This window comes from Cellulomonas sp. P5_C5, from assembly GCF_054049655.1.
In genome coordinates this window covers 43,836-63,382 of sequence record NZ_JBFULY010000013.1, presented here as the reverse complement: position 1 = coordinate 63,382, position 19,547 = coordinate 43,836, and the positions used below count along the sequence as shown (strand labels likewise).

Sequence of the window (19,547 nt, the reverse complement as noted above, 5' to 3'; positions counted from 1 at the left end):
TGGGCCGCAACACGTTGCAGCAACTTGCAGGTGCGCACACCCTAGCGCCCTAGGGTGAGCACCGTGCCTCTCGTCCTGGTCAACGGTCCCGCGTCCTGGAACACCCTGGTCCGGCTCCCCACCCTCCCGGAACCGCGCTCGCAGACCCTCTTCGCCAGCGGCCACCACGACGGCCTGGGCGGGACATCGGCCGGCAAGGCGCTCACGCTCGCCGCCCTCGGCATCGACGTGATCCTGCGCACCGCGATCGGCGACGACCGCGAGGGTTCCCGGGTCCGCGCCGCGCTCGCGCACCCGCGGATCTCGCTGGTGGTCGAGCAGGTCGCCGCGACAGAACGGCACGTCAACCTCATGGCCGACGACGGCGCGCGGGTCTCCCTCTACCTGGAGCTGCCGTCCCCGGACCCCGACGCGCTCCCGTCCCTCGACGGCGTCGACGCGGCCGTCCTCGACCTGGCCGACCACAGCCGCCCCTTGCTCGTCGCCGCCCGCGCCGCCGGGGTGCCCGTCTGGTGCGACGTGCACGACGACGACGGCCTCGCCGACTTCCCGCGCGACTTCGCGACGTCGGCCGACGTGCTCCTGGTCAGTGCCGCTCGGCTGGCCGACCCCCGTGCGTACCTGTCGGCCGCGGTCGCGCGCGGATGCCGGCTGGCGGTGTGCACCGACGGCGGTGCGGGTGCCCTCGCGCTCGACGCCGACGGCTGGATCGAGGTGCCGGCCGCGCCCGTCAACGACGTCGTCGACACCAACGGCGCCGGCGACGCGTTCCTCGCGGGGCTGATCAGCGGCACGCTGGACGGTCTGCCGGTCGAGGCCGCGCTGGCCCGCGCGTCCGCGGCGGGCGCGGTGGCGGTGGCCACCCGCGACCTAGGAGCCCCCACGGCCACCCTCCCCACCCTTGACCGCCTCGCTGCGACGGTGCGGGTCAGGCGCAGCTGACGACCGAGCCGTGAGCGTCGGCGCACTCGGGGCTCGTTCGACGACGTCAGCCGCCCGAGACGCTCAGCTCGGCCTCGTGCAGGGCCTTCGCGAACTCCTCCGACAGGTCGCGGGAGTCCAGCCAGCCGTACGGGAGCAGCGGGCGCTTGGGCGAGCCGGCGCGGCCGCGCTGCCCCTCGGCGCCGGCCCCGGGGTAGCCCTKGTCCAGGTCCAGCCGGCCGAGGCGCTCGTCCAGCTCGGCCATCGTCGACACGAGCCCGAGCGCAGCCCGGGTCTCCCCACCGACGACGTAGCCCTTGAAGTACCAGGCCATGTGCTTGCGCATCTCGCGCAGCGCCTTGCCCTCGTCGCCGAAGTGCTCGACCATCAGCTCGGCGTGCCGGCGCACGATCGTCGCGACGTACCCGAGGCCGGGCCGGATGCGCTCGTCGGACCCCGCGAACGCGGCGGCGAGGTCGGCGAACAGCCACGGCCGGCCCTGGCAGCCACGGCCGACGACGACGCCGTCGCAGCCGGTCTGCGCGACCATCTCCAGCGCGTCCTCGGCGGACCAGATGTCGCCGTTGCCCAGCACCGGGATGTCGGTCACGGTGGCCTTGAGCTGCGCGATCGCGTCCCAGTCGGCCGTGCCGGAGTAGTAGTCGGCGGCGGTGCGGGCGTGCAGCGCGACGGCGGCGACCCCGACCTCCTGCGCGACGAGCCCCGCCTCCAGGTAGGTCAGGTGGTCGTCGTCGATGCCCTTGCGCATCTTGACCGTGACGGGCACGCCGTAGGGGCTCGCCGCGTCGACGGCGGCCGTGATGATGGCCCGGAACAGGTCCCGCTTCCAGGGCAGCACCGCTCCCCCGCCGCGGCGCGTGACCTTGGGCACCGGGCAGCCGAAGTTGAGGTCGACGTGGTCGGCGCGGTCCTCGCTCGCGATGAGCTTGACCGCGGCACCGACCGTCGCGGGGTCCACGCCGTACACCTGCACGGACCGCGGCCGCTCGTCGGGCTCGTGCGAGATGATCCGCATCGACTCCTCGCCACGCTCGACCAGCGCGCGGGACGTGACCATCTCGGCGACGTACAGGCCGGCGCCGGACTCGCGGCAGAGACGGCGGAACGCGGCGTTCGTGACCCCGGCCATGGGTGCCAGGACGACGGGCGTGTCGATGGTCAGCGGACCGATGCGCAACGGCGGCAGCACGGCGCCGGGGCGCGCCGGAACCGCAGGAGTCGTCAAGGTCATGCCCCTAGTGTCCCTCAGCCGAGCAACCAGCCATATTCCTGCGCCAGTCGGACCGCCTCGGCGCGCGTCCGGCCGCCCGTCTTGCCCATGGCGGCGGACAGGTAGTTGCGCACCGTGCCCTCGGACAGGAACGTCTCCCGGGCGATGTCGGCGACCGTCCCACCGCCCGCCGCCGCCACCAGCACGTCCCGCTCGCGCTCGGTCAGCGGTGACGTGCCGACGGCGAGCGACTCGACCGCCAGCTCCGGGTCGACCACCCGCAGCCCGCGGTGCACGCGACGCACGGCGTCGGCCAGCTGGTCGGCGGGAGTGTCCTTGACGACGAACCCGCTGGCCCCGGCGTCGAGCGCACGCCGGACGTAGCCCGGCCGCCCGAACGTGGTGACGATGAGCGACCGGCACGCGGGGTGCCGGGCCTTGAGCTCCGCGGCAGCCGTGATGCCGTCCATCCCGGGCATCTCGACGTCGAGCAGGGCGACGTCGGCGGCGTGCTCCCGCGCGGCGTGCAGCACCTCGTCGCCGCGACCCACCTGAGCGACCACCGTGAGGTCCGACTCGAGCTCCAGCAGCGCCGCGAGCGCGCCGCGCACCAGGGCCTGGTCGTCGGCGAGCAGCAGTCGGATCATCGGGCGCCCTGGGTGGTCACCAGCAGGCGGTACCCCCCGAGCGGGCTCGCCGACACCTCGACGCGGGCCCGGGACTCGCGTGCGCGCTCGGTCAGCCCGCGCAGCCCGTTGCCGGGCACCACGTCGGTGTTCGCCGGCCCGTACCCGTCGTCGTCGACGATGAGCGTGTCTCCCGTCATCGTGACCCGGACGCGGCTCGCCGCCGCGTGCCGCAGGACGTTCGTGGTGCCCTCGCGCACCGCCCACGCGAAGAGCTCGCGCAGGTCGTCGGGCACCTGGTCGACCGTCCCCGGGACGTCGGCGTCGACGCCGGCCGAGTCGAACGCCTGGCGGGCTCCAGCGAGCTCGCCGGCGAGGGTCACCGCGCGCGTGGCGGAGACCATGCCGCGCACGTCGGCGAGCGCCGCGCGGGCCAGCGCCTGGACCTCAGCGATCTCGGCACGCGCGCGGTCGGCGTCGAGGTCGAACAGCTTTCCGGCGAGCTCGGCCTTGACCGAGATCACCGTCAGGGAGTGGCCGAGGATGTCGTGCATGTCCCGCGCGATGCGCTCGCGCTCCCGCTCCACGGCCAGCACGGCGACCTCGTCCTGGGCGAGGGCCAGCTGCCGGTTGCGCAGCACCAGCTGCGTGAAGCCGTAGACGGCGACGGACGCGAGGACCACCGAGATCACGAGGTCGTCGATCGGCTCCCAGCCGGGCACGATCCGTGGCACCACGACGATGACGACGGAGGCGAAGACGGCGACCAGCAGCGCCCGCGGGTCGCGCATCAGGAAGATCGCGGAGACGCACACGAACACGAGGCCGACCAGGCCCTCTTCCCCCGCCGCGAGGGTCGACACGCCGACGAGGACGACCTGGCCCGCGAGCACGAACCCGGTCCTCGGGTCGGGGAGGCTGCTGCCGTGCGGTCCCGCGCGCGTGAGGACGACCCATGCGAAGCTCACCGCCAGCCCCGCGATCGCGACGAGCGAGAGCGTGCGCTCGATGCCGTGCGGGGCGTCCCACGCGGCCTGCCACGGCTGCAGCAGGAAGACCGCCCAGACGATCCCCATGACCGGGCCGACGACGCGCATGACCCGGCGCGTCCGGGGACGGGACGGTCCGTCGTCACCGACGAACGCCTCGCGACCGCCCCAGCGCGGCGCCGACCGGCTGCGGTCCGGAACCTCGCTGCTGGTCACAGCGTCCACGGTATCCGGACGGCAGCCGGTCGGACCGGCGGCGCTGCTGGTCACACGCGCGCCGTGTCGCGGCGGAACCGCCACGCGGCGCCGCCGACGAACACCGCCGCCCAGCCGACCACGTTCACGACGGCCCAGATGCTCGGGGTCTCGCCGGTCAGGGGTGCACGGACGATCTCCGCCAGGCCGTAGGTGGGGACCAGCTTCGCGATGTCCGCGAACAACCCGTCGCCGAGCGGCACGAAGAGCCCACCCGCGAACGCGAGCAGCGCGAGCACCGGGCCGAGGATCTGCATGACGTTCTCCGCCGGCAGCAGGTAGCCCATGAAGAGCCCGAACGCGGCGAAGACCACGGAGCCGACCCACGCCAGCCCGAGAGAGGCCGCGAGCGCCCCGGCGTCGCCCGTCGCGCCGCTGGCCAGGCCCACGATCGCGACCACGACGACGGCGGCGAGCCCCATGACCATCGCGACGAGCACCTTGGTGAAGACGTAGGTCGACGGTCGCAGCGGGGTGAGCCGCAGCTGCCGGGTCCACCCCTGCGAGCGCTCGACCGACACGCTCGCGCCGCCGCTCGTGGTGGCCAGCATCGCGCCGTACAGGGCCATCGAGACCATGATGAACGCGGTGACGTTGCCGTTGCCGACCGACTGGGTCGTGTACATGTCCGCCGTGCCGAAGATGAGGAAGAACGCCGGCGGCATGATGAGCGTGAAGATCACCGTCCGGCGGTTGCGCAGCAGGCGGCGCAGCTCGATGGCCAGGAACGGGCCGTTGACCAGGCCGGTGCGCGGCGTGCGGTCGGCCGGTCGGACGGTGGTGACGGCGGCGGCGCTCATGCTGCACTCCCCTGGGTGTCGCCGGTCAGCGCGAGGAACGCGTCCTCGAGCCCACGGGCGGTGATCTCGATGTCGCTCGCCGCGGTCGCGGTGAGCAGGTGACGGGCGACGCCGTCGGAGTCGGAGGTCCGCACCAGCAGCCGGTCGCGACGCAGCTCGACCGACTGCACCCCCGGGATMGCCTCGAGGGCCGCGGTCTGCGCGGGGGTGACGTCCGGCAGCGTTGCGGTCACCAGCCGGCCCGACGCGAGGTTCTTCACCTGGGCCGCCGACCCGTCGGCGACGATCCGCCCGTGGCTGACCAGGACGATCCGGTCGGCATAGGCGTCGGCCTCCTCCAGGTAGTGCGTGGCGAACAGGATCGTCCGGCCCCGCGAGGCGTCGGCCCGCAGGGCGGTCCAGAAGTCGCGGCGGCCCTCCACGTCCATGCCCGTCGTCGGCTCGTCGAGCACGATCACGTCCGGGTCCGGCAGCAGCGCGAGCGCGAACCGCAGCCGCTGCTGCTGGCCCCCCGAGCACTTGCCGACCTTGCGGTCCGCGATGTCGGCGATGCCGGCCCGGGCGAGCACCTCGCCAGCCGAGCGCGACGCACGGAAGAACGATGCCGTCAGCTCGACGGTCTCGCCGACCGTGAGGTCCTTGAGCAGGCCGCCGCTCTGCATGACGGCCGAGACCCGGCCCTCGGCGATCGCGCGGTTCGGGTCGAGCCCGAGCACGGAGACCGAGCCGGCGTCCGGCCGGGCCAGGCCCAGCAGCATGTCGATCGTCGTGGTCTTGCCGGCCCCGTTGGGACCGAGGAACGCGACGACCTCGCCCGGCGCGATCGCCAGGTCGATCCCGTCGACGGCACGGACGTTGCCGAACGACTTGTGCAGGCCCTGGAGGTCGATCGCCAGCGGCCCTGAACCGGCCGCGGCCGGGAGCGGAAAGGTGTCGGTGAAGGTCATGGCTCGATCCTGACCGGCCCGCGCGCCACGCTCCCCCGCCGACCGTCACCGGCTCGGGATGACGGATGTCACCTGCACGCTCAACCTTCCGGGCAGGTGCTGCGTCTTCTACGGTGTGACCCCCATGCCTCGCGCGCCGCAGCGTCCCGCACCGGCCGACGACGTCGGCGCCGAGTCGGCGCGTGTGCTGAGCACCGGCGGCCCGCCCGACACCGACGCCGAGTTCACCGCGTTCATGCAGGCGCACTCCGCCGACCTGCTGCGGACCGCGTGGCTGCTCGTCGGCGACGCCCACCGCGCCGAGGAGCTCGTCCAGCACGCCCTGGTCCGCACGTACGCCTCGTGGTCCCGCACCCGTGGCGACGACCCACTGGCGTACACCCGGCGGACCCTGGTGAACCTGCGGATCGACACGTGGCGCCGACGACGGCGCGAGGTCCTGTCCGCGCCGGAGCACCTGCCGGAAGGCTCGTCCGCCGGGTCGCTCGGCCCGTCGGACGACCGCGACCAGCTGGTCCGCGCCCTTGCGGCCCTGTCGCCGCGGCAGCGCCGGATCGTCGTGCTGCGGCACTTCGTGGGGCTCCCGGAGGCCGAGGTGGCCACCGAGCTCGGCGTCAGCGTCGGCACGGTGAAGTCCACCGCGTCCCGCAGCCTCGCGACCCTGCGCACAGCCCTGACCTCGAACGACCCGACCGCCCGGAGCGCCCGATGAACACCGCCCTGTCCGACGAGGAGCTGGTCCGTACCCTGCGCGCCCGCGCCGATCTCGCCCTGCCGGAGATGTCGCTCGACCCGGCGTCCGCGATCACCGCGGGTCACCGGTTCCGCCGCCGCCGGTCGGCCACCGTCGTCGTCGCGACCGTCGGCGTGGCGGTCCTGGCCGCCGGTGCCGCGCTCGGTGGGCAGGCGCTCCTCGCACCGAAGCCGCAGCCGCTGGCAAGCCTCGGAGACGCCGAGGTCGTCGAGCTGCCCGCCGGGCTGCTGGCCACCCGCGAGCTCGGCCGCCAGGTCGACGCGGACGGCCGGTCGTGGTGGGACACGGGCCTGGTCTTCGACGTCGACGTGCTCGACCGGGACCAGGTGGCGGCCAACCCGACCAACCCGAGCGCCGACACCGGGATCGGCCTCGTGCTGCGGGAGGGGGGTGTGGCGGTCGACGCCAAGACGTTCGGTCGGACCACCCTGATCTGGCGCAGCGACGACCACGCCACCGACTACGCGGGAAGGACCTATCCGTCGACGCTCGACACGACGTACCGGTTCGACGACGTGAGCAACCCGACCGTCCTGACCGGGGCGGTCCCCCGGGGGATCGTCGACCCGCGCGTCGTCATGTACTTCCCTCCCGGCGTGGTGAGGTCCGACTCGCTGCAGTACGTCGAGGTGCCGACGTTCCGCGCGCCGACCCACGACGGTCGGCTGATGTACGCGCTCCAGATCGCACCGCACAGCACCACGTCCTTCGGCGTGTACGGACCCATCGACCACGAGGGCGCCTGGACCGGGGACATGGCGTTCCCGGTCGTGGTCGGCGCCGACGGCACCCCGTTCCTGAACGCAGGCTGCAGCGGGACGCTCGCCGAGTGCCTCGCGGAGCAGGCTGACGGCGGCACGGCGCTGCGGGCGGCGATCGAGTCGGTCGGCGGTCGCACGGACGACTGACACAGCAGAGGGCCCCTCGTCCGAGGGGCCCTCTGCTGTCTGGGTCAGGCGCCGACGAGGTGCTGTGCCAGGTAGCCGACGACCTTGTCCAGGGCGACGCGCTCCTGGGTCATGTCGTCGCGGTGCCGGATGGTCACGGCCTGGTCGTCGAGCGTGTCGAAGTCGACCGTGATGCAGAACGGCGTGCCGATCTCGTCCTGGCGGCGGTACCGGCGGCCGATGGCGCCCGCGTCGTCGAACTCGACGTTCCAGCTCCTGCGCAGCTCGGCGGCCAGGTCACGGGCCTTCGGGGACAGCGACTCGTTGCGGGACAGCGGCAGCACCGCGGCCTTGACGGGCGCGAGGCGCGGGTCGAGCTTGAGCACCGTGCGGACGTCGACGCCGCCCTTGGTGTTCGGGGCCTCGTCCTCGGTGTACGACTCGACGAGGAACGCCATGAGGCTCCGCGTGAGGCCGGCGGCCGGCTCGATGACGTACGGCACGTACCGGGTGTTCGACGCCTGGTCGAAGTACGACAGGTCCTGGCCGGAGTGCTCGGTGTGCGTCTTGAGGTCGAAGTCGGTCCGGTTGGCGATGCCCTCGAGCTCGCCCCACTCGCTGCCCTGGAACTGGAAGCGGTACTCGATGTCCACGGTGCGCTTGGAGTAGTGCGACAGCTTCTCGGCCGGGTGCTCGTAGTGGCGCAGGTTCTCGCGGGAGATGCCGAGGTCGACGTACCAGTCGGTGCGCTGGTCGATCCAGTACTGGTGCCACGTCTCGTCGGTGCCGGGCTCGACGAAGAACTCCATCTCCATCTGCTCGAACTCGCGCGTGCGGAAGATGAAGTTGCCGGGCGTGATCTCGTTGCGGAACGACTTGCCGATCTGGCCGATGCCGAACGGCGGCTTCTTGCGCGACGTGGTGCTCACGTTGGCGAAGTTCACGAAGATGCCCTGCGCGGTCTCGGGCCGCAGGTAGTGCAGGCCGGACTCGTCCTCGACGGGGCCCAGGTAGGTCTTGAGCATCATGTTGAAGTCACGCGGCTCGGTCCACTGGCCACGGGTGCCGCAGTTGGGGCAGACGATGTCGGCCAGCCCGTTCTCCGGGGCACGGCCCTTCTTCTCCTCGAACGCCTCCAGCATGTGGTCCTCGCGGAACCGCTTGTGGCAGGAGAGGCACTCGGTCAGCGGGTCCGTGAAGACGCCGACGTGACCGGAGGCGACCCAGACCTGGCGCGGGAGGATCACCGAGGAGTCGAGGCCGACGATGTCGTCGCGGCTGGTCACCATCGTGCGCCACCACTGGCGCTTGATGTTCTCCTTGAGCTCCACACCGAGCGGTCCATAGTCCCATGCGGAGCGGGTACCGCCGTAGATCTCACCGCTCGGGAAGACGAACCCGCGCCGCTTGGCGAGGGAGACGACGGAGTCCAGGCGGGAGGGTGCAGCCACGATCGATCACTCCAGGGTGGTGGCGTCCGCGGCTGGGTGTCGCGGACGGGTGGACCGCAGCGACGGGCGCCACGGCAGAACAGGGTTGAGCAGCCAGGCTACCGGTCGGGAGCCGTGCGCGTTTTGACAACCGTTCTCGTCTAACTGAGAATGATCGTCATGTCCATCGCGCGTCGCCACCTCGCCGTCCTCGCTGCGCTCCCGCTGGTGCTCACCGGTTGCGCGAGCGGCCCGGGGTCCGACGACGGCACCGTCGATGTCATGGCGTCCTTCTACCCGCTGCAGTTCGTCGCCGAGCAGGTCGGAGGGGACCGGGTCAGCGTGCGGTCGCTGACGCCGCCCGGTGCCGAGCCGCACGACGTCGAGCTCTCCCCCGCGCAGGTCTCCCGCATCGACGGCGCCGACCTGGTGGTCTACCTGTCCGGCTTCCAGGCCGCGGTCGACGACGCCGTCGCCCAGACCTCGCCGGCGCACGTCGTGGATGCCGCGTCGGAGGCGACGCTGCGACCCGAGGAGCACAAGGACGAGTCGGCCGAGGAGCACGACGAGCACGACCACGGCGACGTCGACCCGCACTTCTGGCTCGATCCCAGCCGGATGCCGTCGGTCGTCGCGGACGTCGCCGCCACGCTCACCGAGCTCGACCCCGACGGCGCCGACACGTTCGCGGCCAACGCGGCGGCCCTCACGCAGCGGTTCGAGGACCTCGACGCCGCCTACGCGACCGGCCTGGAGCAGTGCGACTCCCGCACCTTCGTCACGTCCCACGAGGCGTTCGGCTACCTGGCGGACCGCTACGACCTGCACCAGGTCGGCATCTCCGGCCTCGACCCCGAGGCCGAGCCCTCACCCGCCCGGCTGGCCGCGGTCGAGAAGATCGTGCGCGACGAGGGTGTGACGACGATCTTCTTCGAGACGCTGGTCAGCCCGAAGGTCGCGGAGACCCTGGCCGCCGACCTCGGCATCGAGACCGCGGTGCTGGACCCGATCGAGGGTCTGGCCGACCCCGACACCGACTACTTCACGATCGCGCAGGCCAACCTCGCCGCCCTGCGCATGGCATTGTCCTGCTCGTGAGCACCCCCGTGATCGAGGCCACCGGCCTCGGCGTGACGCTCGGTGGCCAGCCGATCCTCGACGGCATCGACCTCGTCGTGCCCGCCGGTGAGGTGCTGGCCCTGCTCGGCGCCAACGGCTCCGGCAAGTCGACCCTCGTGCGCTCGCTGCTCGGGGTGGTCACCCGGACCGCCGGCGACGTGCGGCTGTTCGGCGCCCCGCTCGGCCCGTCCGCCCCGTGGGACCGGATCGGGTACGTGCCGCAGCGGCTGCCCGCCGCCGCGGGCGTCCCCGCGACCGCCTACGAGGTGGTGACGTCCGGGCTGCTGCACGGCCGGACGCTGCGCCCCCCGCGCGGTCACAAGCGCCGAGCGCTCGCCGCGCTCGCCGACGTGGGCCTGGCCGACCGGGCGTCCCAGCGGGTCCAGGAGATGTCCGGCGGCCAGCAGCAGCGGGTGCTGATCGCGCGCGCCCTGGTCCGCGACCCGGACCTGCTGGTCCTCGACGAGCCCACCTCCGGCATCGACATCCCGACGCAGGCGACGTTCGTCGACACCGTCAGCCGCCTGCACGACGCCGGGACGACGGTGGTCGTGATCCTGCACGAGCTCGGCCCGTTCGCGTCCCTGATCGACCGGGCGGTCGTGCTGCGCCACGGTCGCGTCGCGCACGACGGCCCGCCGCCCCGCGCGCGCGGCGAGCACGCCGGCCAGTGGCACGACCACACGCACGCGCACCCCGACCCGGAGCCGCCGCACACCGGACCGTCGCTGTCCGTGGAGGTGAACCCGTGACCGCGTGGGACCAGGTGCTCGAGCTGCTCAGCTCGCCCCTCATGCAGCGCGCACTCGTCGCGGCGGTGCTCGTCGGGGCCGCCGCCCCCGTCGTCGGCACGTTCCTCGTCCAGCGCCGGATGGCCCTGCTGGGCGACGGCATCGGGCACGTCGCCCTCACCGGTGTCGCGCTCGGCTGGCTGGTCGGCGCCTGGGCGGGACTGGTGCCGCAGGACACGCTCGCACTGCCGGGCGCGGTCATCGCCGCTGTCGTCGGCTCGATCGTCATCGAGCTGGTGCGCGAGCGCGGCCGGACCAGCGGCGACCTCGCCCTCGCGCTCATGTTCTACGGCGGCATCGCAGGCGGCGTCCTGCTCATCAAGCTCGCGGGCGGCACCAACGCCAACCTCATCAGCTACCTGTTCGGCTCGATCTCGACGGTGTCCACCGCCGACCTGTGGTGGACCGTCGCCCTGGCGGTCCTGGTGCTCGGCGTCGGCGTCGGCCTGCGCACCGCCCTGTTCGCGGTCAGCCACGACGAGGAGTTCGCCCGGGCCAGCGGCCTACCCGTACGGCTGCTGTCGATGCTCGTCGCGACCATCGCCGCCCTCACGGTGACCATCGCGATGCGCGTGGTCGGCCTCCTGCTGGTCAGTGCGCTGATGATCGTGCCGGTCGCGATCGCGCAGCTGTTCGCCCGCTCGTTCAGCCGCACCATGACCCTGGCCAGCGTGATCGGCGTCGTCGTCAGCGTCTCCGGGCTCGTGCTCACGTACTGGCAGGACATCCCGCCCGGCGCCACGATCGTCGTCCTCGCGATCCTCGTCTACGCGGTCGCCGCCACCCTGCAGCCGCTCCTGCGCAGGCCGGCGCCTCCGCAGGACCCGCACCCGGACATGGTCGACGACGTGCTGCTGGTCGACGACGTCGACGACGTCKACGGAGGCAGCGTGGTTAGGGGACCCTCACCTACGCCGTAGGATCAGGGCGTGGACCCCCTCGACGCGTATCACCTCGGCAGCGTGCCGCTCGGTGTCGCCGTCACCGGGCTCTTCGTGATCGTCATGGCCCGCTCGCACGGCACCTACTGGGCAGGCCGCGGGGTCGTCCGCGGGGCGCAGGCCGTCCACAAGCAGGAGGGCGCGCCCGGCTGGTGGCACGCCACGATCCGACGGCTCGAGAGCTGGACGGACCGGCGCAGCGCTCAGCGAGGGCTCGACCTGGTCCGCCGCTGGGGGCCGATCGCCGTCTCGCTCGCGTACCTGACCGTCGGTCTGCAGACCGCGATCTTCGCGGCGGCCGGCCTGGTGAAGATGCCGTACCTGCGCTTCGCGATCGCGTCGGTCCCCGGGGCGCTCGTGTGGGCGGTCGTCTGGGCGACCATCGGGTTCGGCGCCGTGTGGGGGGCGGTGTCGCTCTTCGCGACCTCGMCGTGGGCGCTCGCGGGTGCGGTGCTCCTGCTGGTCCTCGTCGTCGGCTGGCTGGTCCGACGCCGCCTGCTGCGGCGGGCGCAGCGCAGTGCGGCGGCGGGACTTCAGGCCGAGGTCTGACCCGGCTTGTCCACCGCTCCGCCATAGCGCCGGTCCCGCCGCGCGTACGTCTCGACCGCCCGCCACAGGTGCCGCCGGTCGACGTCGGGCCACGGCTCGTCCAGGAACACCAGCTCGGCGTACGCCGCCTGCCAGATCATGAAGTTCGACGTCCGCTGCTCACCCGACGACCGCAGGAACAGGTCCACGTCCGGCAGGTCAGGCTCGTCGAGGTACCGCGCGAACAGCTTCTCGTTGACCTTGTCCGGCTTGACGCGACCGGCGGCGACCTCGCGCGCGATCGCCTGTGCGGCGTCGGCGATCTCGGCGCGGCCCCCGTAGTTCACGCACATCGTCAGCGTGACCGTGGAGTTCTGCCTGGTCAGCTCCTCGGCCGTCTCGAGCTCCGTGATGACCGAGCGCCACAGCTTCGGCCGGCGACCGGCCCAGCGCACCCGCACGCCCCACGAGTTCATCAGGTCCCGGCGGCGTCGCAGCACGTCCCGGTTGAACCCCATGAGGAAGCGCACCTCGTCGGGCGACCGGGACCAGTTCTCCGTGGAGAACGCGTACGCCGAGACGTACTCGACGCCCACCTCGATGGCGCCGGCGACGACGTCGAGCAGCGACGCCTCTCCCGCGGCATGACCGGCCGTGCGGGGCAGACCGCGCGCGTTCGCCCACCGGCCGTTGCCGTCCATGACGACGGCCACGTGCCGGGGCACGAACTCCTTCGGGATCGCAGGAGCGCGTTCGCCGCTGGGGTGCGGCGGGGGTGGGACCGGCATTCAGACCCTCTCGACCATCGGGAGCGAGCGCAGCTGGCGCTCGAGGTGGAACTGGCAGAACGCGGCGACGAGGCCGTTGCCCTCGCCGCGGTGCCGCTCGGCGCTCGCGTCGGCGACGGACCAGTCTCCCGCAAGCAGCGCCGCCAGGAGCGCGAACGTCTCAGGTGCCGGCGCAGCGGCACCGGGAGGTCGGCACCTCCTGCAGACGGCGCCACCCGACGCCACCGCGAACGCGGCGTGGGGGCCGGGCTCCCCGCAGCGGGCGCAGTCGGTGAAGCTCGGTGCCCACCCGGCGACCGACAGCGCGCGCAGCAGGTACGAGTCGAGCACCAGGCCTGGCGCGTGGTCACGGCCCGCCAGCGCCTTCACCGCACCGACCAGCAGCCAGTACTGCTGCAGGGACGGTTCGTGCTCCGCCTCGACCAGCCGGTCCGCGGTCTCCAGCATGACCGTGCCCGCGGTGTACAGCGTGTAGTCCTCGCAGATCCGGCGCCCGAACGGGCCCAGTGTCTCGGCCTGCGTGACGATGTCGAGGTTGCGCCCCGTGCTCAGCTGCAGGTCGACGTACATGAACGGCTCCAGCCGCGACCCGAACTTCGAGGACGTGCGGCGGACCCCCTTGCCGACGGCACGGACCTTCCCGTGCGACCGGGTCAGGAGGGTGACGATGCGGTCGGCCTCCCCCAGCTTGTGGGTGCGCAGGACGATCGCCTCGTCGCGGTAGAGGCTCACCCGCACATTCTCCCCCGCGCCACCCACACCGGTGCTCCGGGACACGCGCCCGGGAGGTGCGACCATCGGGGGTGCGACGGCGATGGACGGCTCTGGCGACGATCACCCTCGCGCCGGCGGCGTGCGCACCCGCCGACGTCGTGCCCCTGCCCGTCGGGGTCGCCGACTACCAGCTCGGCGCGCCGTACCCGCCGGCGCTGGACGTCACGGTCGTCGTCCGCGACTCGACGGCGTCCCCCGAGCCCGGCGTCTACTCCGTCTGCTACGTCAACGCGTTCCAGACCCAGCCCGGCGACTCGGTGGACCCCGACCTCCTCGTGGCGCCGGACCCCGACTGGCCCGACGAGCACCTGCTCGACACCGCCCAGCGCGGCGCCCTGACCGACCGGGTCGAGGCGGTGCTGGACCGGTGCGACGCGGCCGGGTTCGACGCCGTGGAACTGGACAACCTCGACTCGTGGACCCGCTCGGACGGGGCCCTGGACCGGCGGGACACCCTCGCCATCGCCGCGTCCGTGACCGACGCCGCGCACGCGCGCGGGCTGGCCGTCGGGCAGAAGAACACCCCGGAGCTCACCGCCGACGAGGTCGCGGAGATCGGCTTCGACTTCGCGGTCGCCGAGCAGTGCCACGAGTTCGACGAGTGCGCCGCGTACACCGCCCTGTACGGCGACCAGGTGATCGACGTCGAGTACGACGGCACGATCACCGACCTCTGCGCGGACCCGGACCGGCCGGTCATGACGAGCCTGCGGGACCGGGACCTCACCGCCCCGGGATCGCCCGGGTACGTGTCCGAGCACTGCTGACCCGGGGAGGGGTGCGGGCGGGATCGCCGAGCGCACCCCTCCCCGGGCACACCGACCGACGGGGTGACCGTCACGTCGGTGGTTCTGGGGCGGGAGCGCTCAGCGCTCGTGCCGGTTGACCGCCGAGATGATCGCCTTGAGCGAGGCCGTCGTGATCGACGGGTCGATGCCGACGCCCCACAGGATCTCGTCGCCGATCGCGCACTCGACGTAGGCGGCCGCGGTGGCGTCGCCGCCGGACGACAGGGCGTGCTCGGCGTAGTCCAGCACCGCGACGTCGACCCCGAGGGTCTTCACCGCCGCGACGAACGCAGCCACCGGACCGTTGCCGGACCCCTGGAGCGTGCGCGGCACCCCGCGGTCGACGAGGTCGATCTCGAGGGTGTCGGGGCCGTCCTCGACGCTGGTCCCCCGCGTGCCGCGCAGCGAGAACCGGCCCCACGGCGCGAACGGGCTCCCCGCCTCGACCGGCAGGTACTCGTCGTTGAAGATGTGCCAGAGCTCGTCGGCCGTGACCTCGGTGCCGTGCTGGTCGGTGTGCCGCTGCACCACCTGCGAGAACTCGATCTGCAGCCGGCGCGGCAGGTCCAGGTCCTTCTCGGACTTCATCAGGTAGCTGATGCCGCCCTTCCCGGACTGCGAGTTCACGCGGATGATCGCCTCGTACGAGCGCCCCACGTCCTTCGGGTCGATCGGCAGGTATGGGACCGCCCAGACGACGTCGTCGACGGTCTTGCCCTGCCGTGCGGCCGAGGCCTCCAGGGCGTCCAGGCCCTTCTTGATGGCGTCCTGGTGCGACCCGGAGAACGCCGTGAACACCAGGTCGCCGCCGTACGGGTGCCGCTCGTTGACGGGCAGCTGGTTGCAGCGCTCGACCGTGCGGCGGATGTGGTCGATGTCGGAGAAGTCCAGCTGCGGGTCGACGCCCTGGCTGAACAGGTTCATGCCGAGGGTCACCAGGCAGACGTTCCCGGTGCGCTCGCCGTTGCCGAACAGGCAGCCCTCGATCCGGTCCGCACCGGCCAGGTAGCCCAGCTCCGCGGCCGCGACGGCCGTGCCGCGGTCGTTGTGGGGGTGCAGCGACAGGACGACGCTCTCGCGGTAGCGCAGGTTGCGGCTCATCCACTCGATCGAGTCCGCGTACACGTTCGGCGTCGCCATCTCGACAGTGGCGGGCAGGTTGATGATCACCTTGCGGTCCGGCGTCGGCTCCAGGACCTCCAGCACCGCGTTGCAGACCCGCAGGGCGAACTCCAGCTCGGTGCCGGTGTAGGACTCGGGCGAGTACTCGTAGTAGACGTCGGTGTCCGGGACGAGCTCCTCGTACTTGCGGCAGAACCGGGCACCCGACACCGCGATGTCGACGATGCCGTCCTCGTCCGAGCGGAACACGACCTCGCGCTGCAGGGTGGACGTCGAGTTGTACAGGTGCACGATCGCCTGCTTGGCGCCCGCGATCGCCTCGTAGGTCCGCTCGATCAGGTGCTCACGCGCCTGCGTCAGCACCTGGATGACGACGTCGTCCGGGATGCGGTCCTCCTCGATGAGCATCCGCACGAAGTCGAAGTCCGTCTGCGACGCCGACGGGAAGCCGACCTCGATCTCCTTGAAGCCCATCTGCACCAGCAGCTCGAACATCTCGAGCTTGCGGGCGGGGTTCATCGGCTCGATCAGCGCCTGGTTCCCGTCGCGCAGATCCACCGCGCACCAGCGCGGAGCCTCGGTGACGCGGTTGTCGGGCCACCGGCGGTCGGGCAGCTCGACACGGATCTGCTCGTGGAACGGGCGGTACTTGTGCACCGGCATCGACGACGGCTGCTGTGCGCTCGTCTTCAGGTAGGTCATGGTCTTCTCGTCCTTCGGGCGGTTCGGCGGGGAGTCAGCCGGCACACACGACACCGCGACGAGGATGCGGCCTAGAGGGCCTCGTCGCGGCAGCGAAGAAGGAGGGTGACTGCGAGCACGAACTCACCGTACCCCGAACGACCGGACGTTCCGCAACCTCACGGCCCGCCCGTCTCACCGCAGTCGTCTCACCGCAGCGCGACGAGCCGCGAGTCCCCGACCGCGTACAGGTGCGAGCCCAGCCGCAGGGGCCGGGGAGCGTCGGCGGGCAGCGTCGTGTCCCAGACCGTGGCGCCGTCGTCGAGCGAGAGCGCCGTGAGCGCCGGGAGCGCGTCGGGGCCCTCCCGCTCGACGACCAGGTGCTCGCCGTCCGTGAACGTGCGTCCGATCGTCGGTCCGAACGACCGGCGCCAGACCTGCGCGCCCGTGCGCGCATCGAGACCGACGAGCACACCACCACCGCGCACCACGACCCGGCCCGCGACGTCGGCGGCGACCTCGGGCGCGGGGGCCAGCGCCCGCCAGACCGGCTCCGCCGACCCCGGCGCGTAGGCCCGGACCCGGCCGCCCAGCGGCCCACCGGTCAGGCCGCTGGCGCTGAACACGAGGCCGGAGGTTCCGTCGCTGACACCCGGCTGGACCAGCGTGCCGCGGACGGTGACCGGCGGACCGCCCTCGCGGGACAGCTCGGAGATCGCGTCGACCCCCGCCTCGCGCACGCGGAACCGGGTGCGCACCAGCGTGCCGTCCTCCAGGAGCCGCACCTGGTCGGCCACCGAGGAACCGTCGGGACGCGGCAGCCGGTCTCCCGTCGTCGCGTCGAGGAGCAAGGTCACCTCGTTGCCCGTCGCCGTCACGAGGTCCCCCGCGGCGACCAGCCGGACCCTGCTGCTGCCCGCCGACTGGAAGGTGGACCACCGCTGGGTCGACCACCGCGTCGCACCCGTCGTCGGGTCCACGCGGCGCACCGTCAGCATGCCCCAGGCGTACGTCGCGACGACGAGGTCCCGGCCCACCTGCTCGGTCGCCACGACCCAGCCGGGTACGTCGCTGCGGGACAGGACCTCGCCGTCGGCAGGGTCGATCCGCAGCAGGACGGACACCCCCTCCCCGACCCCGGGCGGGGCCGGGCGAGCGGGGTCGTCCGGGACGAACCGGCGACTGTCCGTGGGCGGCAGCGGGCTGACGACGCACACGAGCTCCACGCCGACCGGTCGGCAGAGCACGGTCTCCGGGACGACGGCGTCCTCGAGCGCCACCGACCACCGCTCATGGCCCGCGACCACGTCCAGCCCGACGATCCGCCGGCCGGTCGCCGCGTCCTGCGCCACGACGACGACGTCACCGGCCAGGACCGGAGCGACCGACCCGTCGACCGTCGCCGACCACCTCGCACGCGGTGCCGAGTCGAGCGGGCGGACCGCCCCGGGGAACGCCGCCGCACCGAGCACCGCGCCACGCTCCTGGCTGCCCGCCCAGCGCGGCAGGGCGACGAACGCGGCGAGCAGGACGGCGAGCGCCACCACCGAGGCCACAGCCGCCCGGGCGGGCCGGTGGGCGGCCCACGTGCCGAGCCGCGGCACGGCGGAGCGCAGCCGCTGCGGTCCCGACGGGACGCGCTCGTCGCTCCGGGCGTCGCCCTCGTCGAGTGCGACGTGCTGCATCACCGGCCGCAGAGCCGAGGTCATGGCGGTCAGCCGTAGACGATCAGGTCGTTCTCGGTACGGACGACGAGGTGACCACCGACGGAGTCGACCCTGCGCACCCCTTCCGGCAGCGGGACCGACCAGTACCGGACGCCGTCCTCGAGACCACGGCCCCACAGCTCGGGCCGGCCGTCGGGCGACGTGCCCGGACCGAGGACGAGCGTGCCGTCGGAGACGGGGTCCCAGGTGAGGACCTCGCCGGTGACGACGTCCCAGAGCATCGAGCCGTCGGAGGCGTCCAGCACGCCGTAGCGGTCCGCTCCCGACACGACCAACCGGTCCGAGACCAGCAGGCGCGGGTCGAGCTGGGACGGGGTGCGCCACTTCTGCGCACCGGTCGTCGCGTCGACCGCGGCCACCTGCGGGCCCTCGTCGACGATGATCGTGCCGCGCTCGGAACCGTCGTCGGCCGACAGCTGCGCCGGCAGGCCCTGCACCCCGAACAGCGCGGTGCCGTCGACGTCGTGGACGCGCCCTCCGTCGGCCGGGGACCACGTGGCGAACCGGTCGCCGAGCGCAGCCACCTGGAGCCCGCCGAACCGCGGACCGGTCATGAGCGTGCTGCCGTCCTCGACGTCGAGGACGATCGTGGCGCCGCCGTCGAGCACGACCAGCGGAGGCAGCACGCGCATCGCCGCCGCGACGGTGATCGCGGGGGCGTTCATCACGACCGGGGTGACGATCGACCAGACCACGTCCCCGGTCCGTGCGTCGCGCCGCTGCACGATCATGCGGCCCTCGTCGTCGAGGGTGCCGATGACGAGGTCGTCCTCGACGCGGTCGAACGCGACCAGCTCCCCCCGGACCTCCCAGTCCCCGAGGCGCTCACCGTCCTGCGCCGACAGCGGGACGACCATGACYCGCGGCAGCTCCTGGATCGACGCGTCGTCGGAGTAGAGGACCCGGGGATGGCGGACGAGGCACACGACGAGGTCACCGGCGTCGCCGCGCAACGGGGGGCAGACCGCCGCGGTCGCCTCGAACCCGGAGCTCGACACCGGCGCCACGTCGACCGCCCACCGCTGCGCCCCGGACGTCGCGTCGTGCGAGGTCACCGTCCACGCCCGCTCACCCTCCGCGAGCACGACGAGTGCGCCGTCCGCCGCGAGGACCGTGCCCGGCAGCGTGGACCCGCGGGTCTCCCACAGCGGCTCGGGCGCCGCGCTGAGCGGACGGACCAGACCCGGCACCGCGGCGATGCGCGCGACGAACGCGCGGTCCCGCGCCGAGAGCACGAGGCCGGTCGCGACGACACCGAGCACGACGACGACCGCCACGGGCCACCATCGGCGCAGGACCCGAACGCCGGCCGGAGCGGGTACGACGACGCCGACGTGGTCCTGGGGCGGCGGGTTGTCCACCGGGCGCGACCGGTCGGCCGCGGTCGGGGCGTCCTCGACCTCGACGAGCTGCATCCGCGCAGCGGGGCGACGGTCCGCCATGGTTCC

General features: G+C 72.9%; 19 protein-coding genes. 8 read left to right on the top strand and 11 right to left on the bottom strand.

What is annotated here, in order from left to right:
• Window positions 1–54: 54 nt before the first annotated feature.
• Entirely contained in the window at window positions 55–942 is an 888-nt protein-coding gene (locus ACXJKF_RS12765; protein WP_456788086.1) for a carbohydrate kinase family protein, read from the top strand.
• Window positions 943–988: 46 nt separating this feature from the next.
• On the opposite strand, the gene dusB is transcribed toward ACXJKF_RS12765, so the two are convergent.
• Genes dusB through ACXJKF_RS12740 form a run of 5 tightly spaced genes read right to left on the bottom strand, consistent with a single transcriptional unit; the run spans window position 989 to window position 5,769 of the window.
• Entirely contained in the window at window positions 989–2,173 is a 1,185-nt protein-coding gene (gene dusB / locus ACXJKF_RS12760; protein WP_456788085.1) for a tRNA dihydrouridine synthase DusB, read from the bottom strand.
• A 14-nt stretch (window positions 2,174–2,187) separates the two neighbouring features.
• Window positions 2,188–2,799: a response regulator gene (locus ACXJKF_RS12755; protein WP_456788084.1), complete on the bottom strand. Its 612-nt coding sequence runs from the start codon at window positions 2,797–2,799 to the stop codon at window positions 2,188–2,190.
• Entirely contained in the window at window positions 2,796–3,983 is a 1,188-nt protein-coding gene (locus ACXJKF_RS12750) for a sensor histidine kinase (RefSeq protein WP_456788083.1), read from the bottom strand. The genes ACXJKF_RS12755 and ACXJKF_RS12750 overlap by 4 nt, the downstream gene beginning before the upstream one ends.
• A 50-nt stretch (window positions 3,984–4,033) precedes the next feature.
• Entirely contained in the window at window positions 4,034–4,822 is a 789-nt protein-coding gene (locus ACXJKF_RS12745; protein ID WP_456788082.1) for an ABC transporter permease, read from the bottom strand.
• Window positions 4,819–5,769, bottom strand: coding sequence for an ABC transporter ATP-binding protein (locus ACXJKF_RS12740; protein ID WP_456788081.1), 951 nt, complete (start codon window positions 5,767–5,769; stop codon window positions 4,819–4,821). Before ACXJKF_RS12740 ends, ACXJKF_RS12745 begins: the two co-directional genes overlap by 4 nt.
• A gap of 124 nt (window positions 5,770–5,893) precedes the next feature.
• Between ACXJKF_RS12740 and ACXJKF_RS12735 the strand changes: the two genes are divergently transcribed.
• Both ACXJKF_RS12735 and ACXJKF_RS12730 read left to right on the top strand, forming a co-directional pair.
• Window positions 5,894–6,481, top strand: coding sequence for a SigE family RNA polymerase sigma factor (locus ACXJKF_RS12735; RefSeq protein ID WP_456788080.1), 588 nt, complete (start codon window positions 5,894–5,896; stop codon window positions 6,479–6,481).
• Window positions 6,478–7,431, top strand: coding sequence for a hypothetical protein (locus tag ACXJKF_RS12730; RefSeq protein WP_456788079.1), 954 nt, complete (start codon window positions 6,478–6,480; stop codon window positions 7,429–7,431). The genes ACXJKF_RS12735 and ACXJKF_RS12730 overlap by 4 nt, the downstream gene beginning before the upstream one ends.
• A gap of 44 nt (window positions 7,432–7,475) precedes the next feature.
• Here ACXJKF_RS12730 and ACXJKF_RS12725 read toward each other — a convergent pair whose 3' ends face one another.
• Window positions 7,476–8,861, bottom strand: a complete 1,386-nt coding sequence (locus ACXJKF_RS12725) for a glycine--tRNA ligase (RefSeq protein ID WP_456788078.1) — start codon at window positions 8,859–8,861, stop codon at window positions 7,476–7,478.
• Between the two features lie 159 nt (window positions 8,862–9,020).
• Between ACXJKF_RS12725 and ACXJKF_RS12720 the strand changes: the two genes are divergently transcribed.
• From ACXJKF_RS12720 to ACXJKF_RS12705, 4 genes are read left to right on the top strand one after another with little or no spacing between them, the layout of a single operon-like run.
• Window positions 9,021–9,938, top strand: a complete 918-nt coding sequence (locus ACXJKF_RS12720) for a metal ABC transporter substrate-binding protein (protein ID WP_456788077.1) — start codon at window positions 9,021–9,023, stop codon at window positions 9,936–9,938.
• Entirely contained in the window at window positions 9,935–10,711 is a 777-nt protein-coding gene (locus ACXJKF_RS12715) for a metal ABC transporter ATP-binding protein (RefSeq protein WP_456788076.1), read from the top strand. Before ACXJKF_RS12720 ends, ACXJKF_RS12715 begins: the two co-directional genes overlap by 4 nt.
• Before the next feature lie 41 nt (window positions 10,712–10,752).
• Window positions 10,753–11,670, top strand: coding sequence for a metal ABC transporter permease (locus ACXJKF_RS12710; protein ID WP_456788126.1), 918 nt, complete (start codon window positions 10,753–10,755; stop codon window positions 11,668–11,670).
• 9 nt (window positions 11,671–11,679) lie between these two features.
• Window positions 11,680–12,240, top strand: a complete 561-nt coding sequence (locus ACXJKF_RS12705) for a DedA family protein (RefSeq protein WP_456788075.1) — start codon at window positions 11,680–11,682, stop codon at window positions 12,238–12,240.
• Here ACXJKF_RS12705 and ACXJKF_RS12700 read toward each other — a convergent pair.
• Both ACXJKF_RS12700 and recO read right to left on the bottom strand, forming a co-directional pair.
• The gene (locus ACXJKF_RS12700) at window positions 12,225–13,007 is read right to left on the bottom strand and encodes an isoprenyl transferase (RefSeq protein WP_456788074.1); all 783 of its coding nucleotides are present in this window, start codon (window positions 13,005–13,007) and stop codon (window positions 12,225–12,227) included. The two genes, ACXJKF_RS12705 and ACXJKF_RS12700, sit on opposite strands and share 16 nt — an antisense overlap.
• Window positions 13,008–13,739, bottom strand: coding sequence for a DNA repair protein RecO (recO, locus tag ACXJKF_RS12695; protein WP_456788073.1), 732 nt, complete (start codon window positions 13,737–13,739; stop codon window positions 13,008–13,010). It lies immediately after the preceding gene.
• Window positions 13,740–13,810: 71 nt separating this feature from the next.
• On the opposite strand from recO, the gene ACXJKF_RS12690 reads away from it, so the two are divergent.
• The gene (locus ACXJKF_RS12690) at window positions 13,811–14,548 is read left to right on the top strand and encodes an endo alpha-1,4 polygalactosaminidase (RefSeq protein ID WP_456788072.1); all 738 of its coding nucleotides are present in this window, start codon (window positions 13,811–13,813) and stop codon (window positions 14,546–14,548) included.
• Between the two features lie 99 nt (window positions 14,549–14,647).
• Here ACXJKF_RS12690 and leuA read toward each other — a convergent pair whose 3' ends face one another.
• From leuA to ACXJKF_RS12675, 3 genes are all read right to left on the bottom strand, one after another.
• Window positions 14,648–16,393 carry a 2-isopropylmalate synthase gene (gene leuA, locus ACXJKF_RS12685; protein ID WP_456788071.1) on the bottom strand — a complete coding sequence of 582 codons (1,746 nt, stop codon included), beginning with the start codon at window positions 16,391–16,393 and terminating at the stop codon, window positions 14,648–14,650.
• A 188-nt stretch (window positions 16,394–16,581) separates the two neighbouring features.
• A complete protein-coding gene (locus ACXJKF_RS12680) occupies window positions 16,582–18,081 on the bottom strand; it encodes an outer membrane protein assembly factor BamB family protein (protein WP_456788070.1) in 1,500 nt (499 codons plus the stop codon).
• 5 nt (window positions 18,082–18,086) lie between these two features.
• Window positions 18,087–19,541 carry an outer membrane protein assembly factor BamB family protein gene (locus tag ACXJKF_RS12675; protein ID WP_456788069.1) on the bottom strand — a complete coding sequence of 485 codons (1,455 nt, stop codon included), beginning with the start codon at window positions 19,539–19,541 and terminating at the stop codon, window positions 18,087–18,089.
• Window positions 19,542–19,547 lie beyond the last annotated feature (6 nt).

Coding starts and splice junctions, on each gene's coding strand:
- ACXJKF_RS12755 (WP_456788084.1), bottom strand. CDS start 2,799: ATGATCCGACTGCTGCTCGCCGACGACCAGGCCCTGGTGCGCGGCGCG.
- ACXJKF_RS12745 (WP_456788082.1), bottom strand. CDS start 4,822: ATGAGCGCCGCCGCCGTCACCACCGTCCGACCGGCCGACCGCACGCCG.
- ACXJKF_RS12735 (WP_456788080.1), top strand. CDS start 5,894: ATGCCTCGCGCGCCGCAGCGTCCCGCACCGGCCGACGACGTCGGCGCC.
- ACXJKF_RS12730 (WP_456788079.1), top strand. CDS start 6,478: ATGAACACCGCCCTGTCCGACGAGGAGCTGGTCCGTACCCTGCGCGCC.
- ACXJKF_RS12720 (WP_456788077.1), top strand. CDS start 9,021: ATGTCCATCGCGCGTCGCCACCTCGCCGTCCTCGCTGCGCTCCCGCTG.
- ACXJKF_RS12700 (WP_456788074.1), bottom strand. CDS start 13,007: ATGCCGGTCCCACCCCCGCCGCACCCCAGCGGCGAACGCGCTCCTGCG.
- leuA (WP_456788071.1), bottom strand. CDS start 16,393: ATGACCTACCTGAAGACGAGCGCACAGCAGCCGTCGTCGATGCCGGTG.
- ACXJKF_RS12680 (WP_456788070.1), bottom strand. CDS start 18,081: ATGACCTCGGCTCTGCGGCCGGTGATGCAGCACGTCGCACTCGACGAG.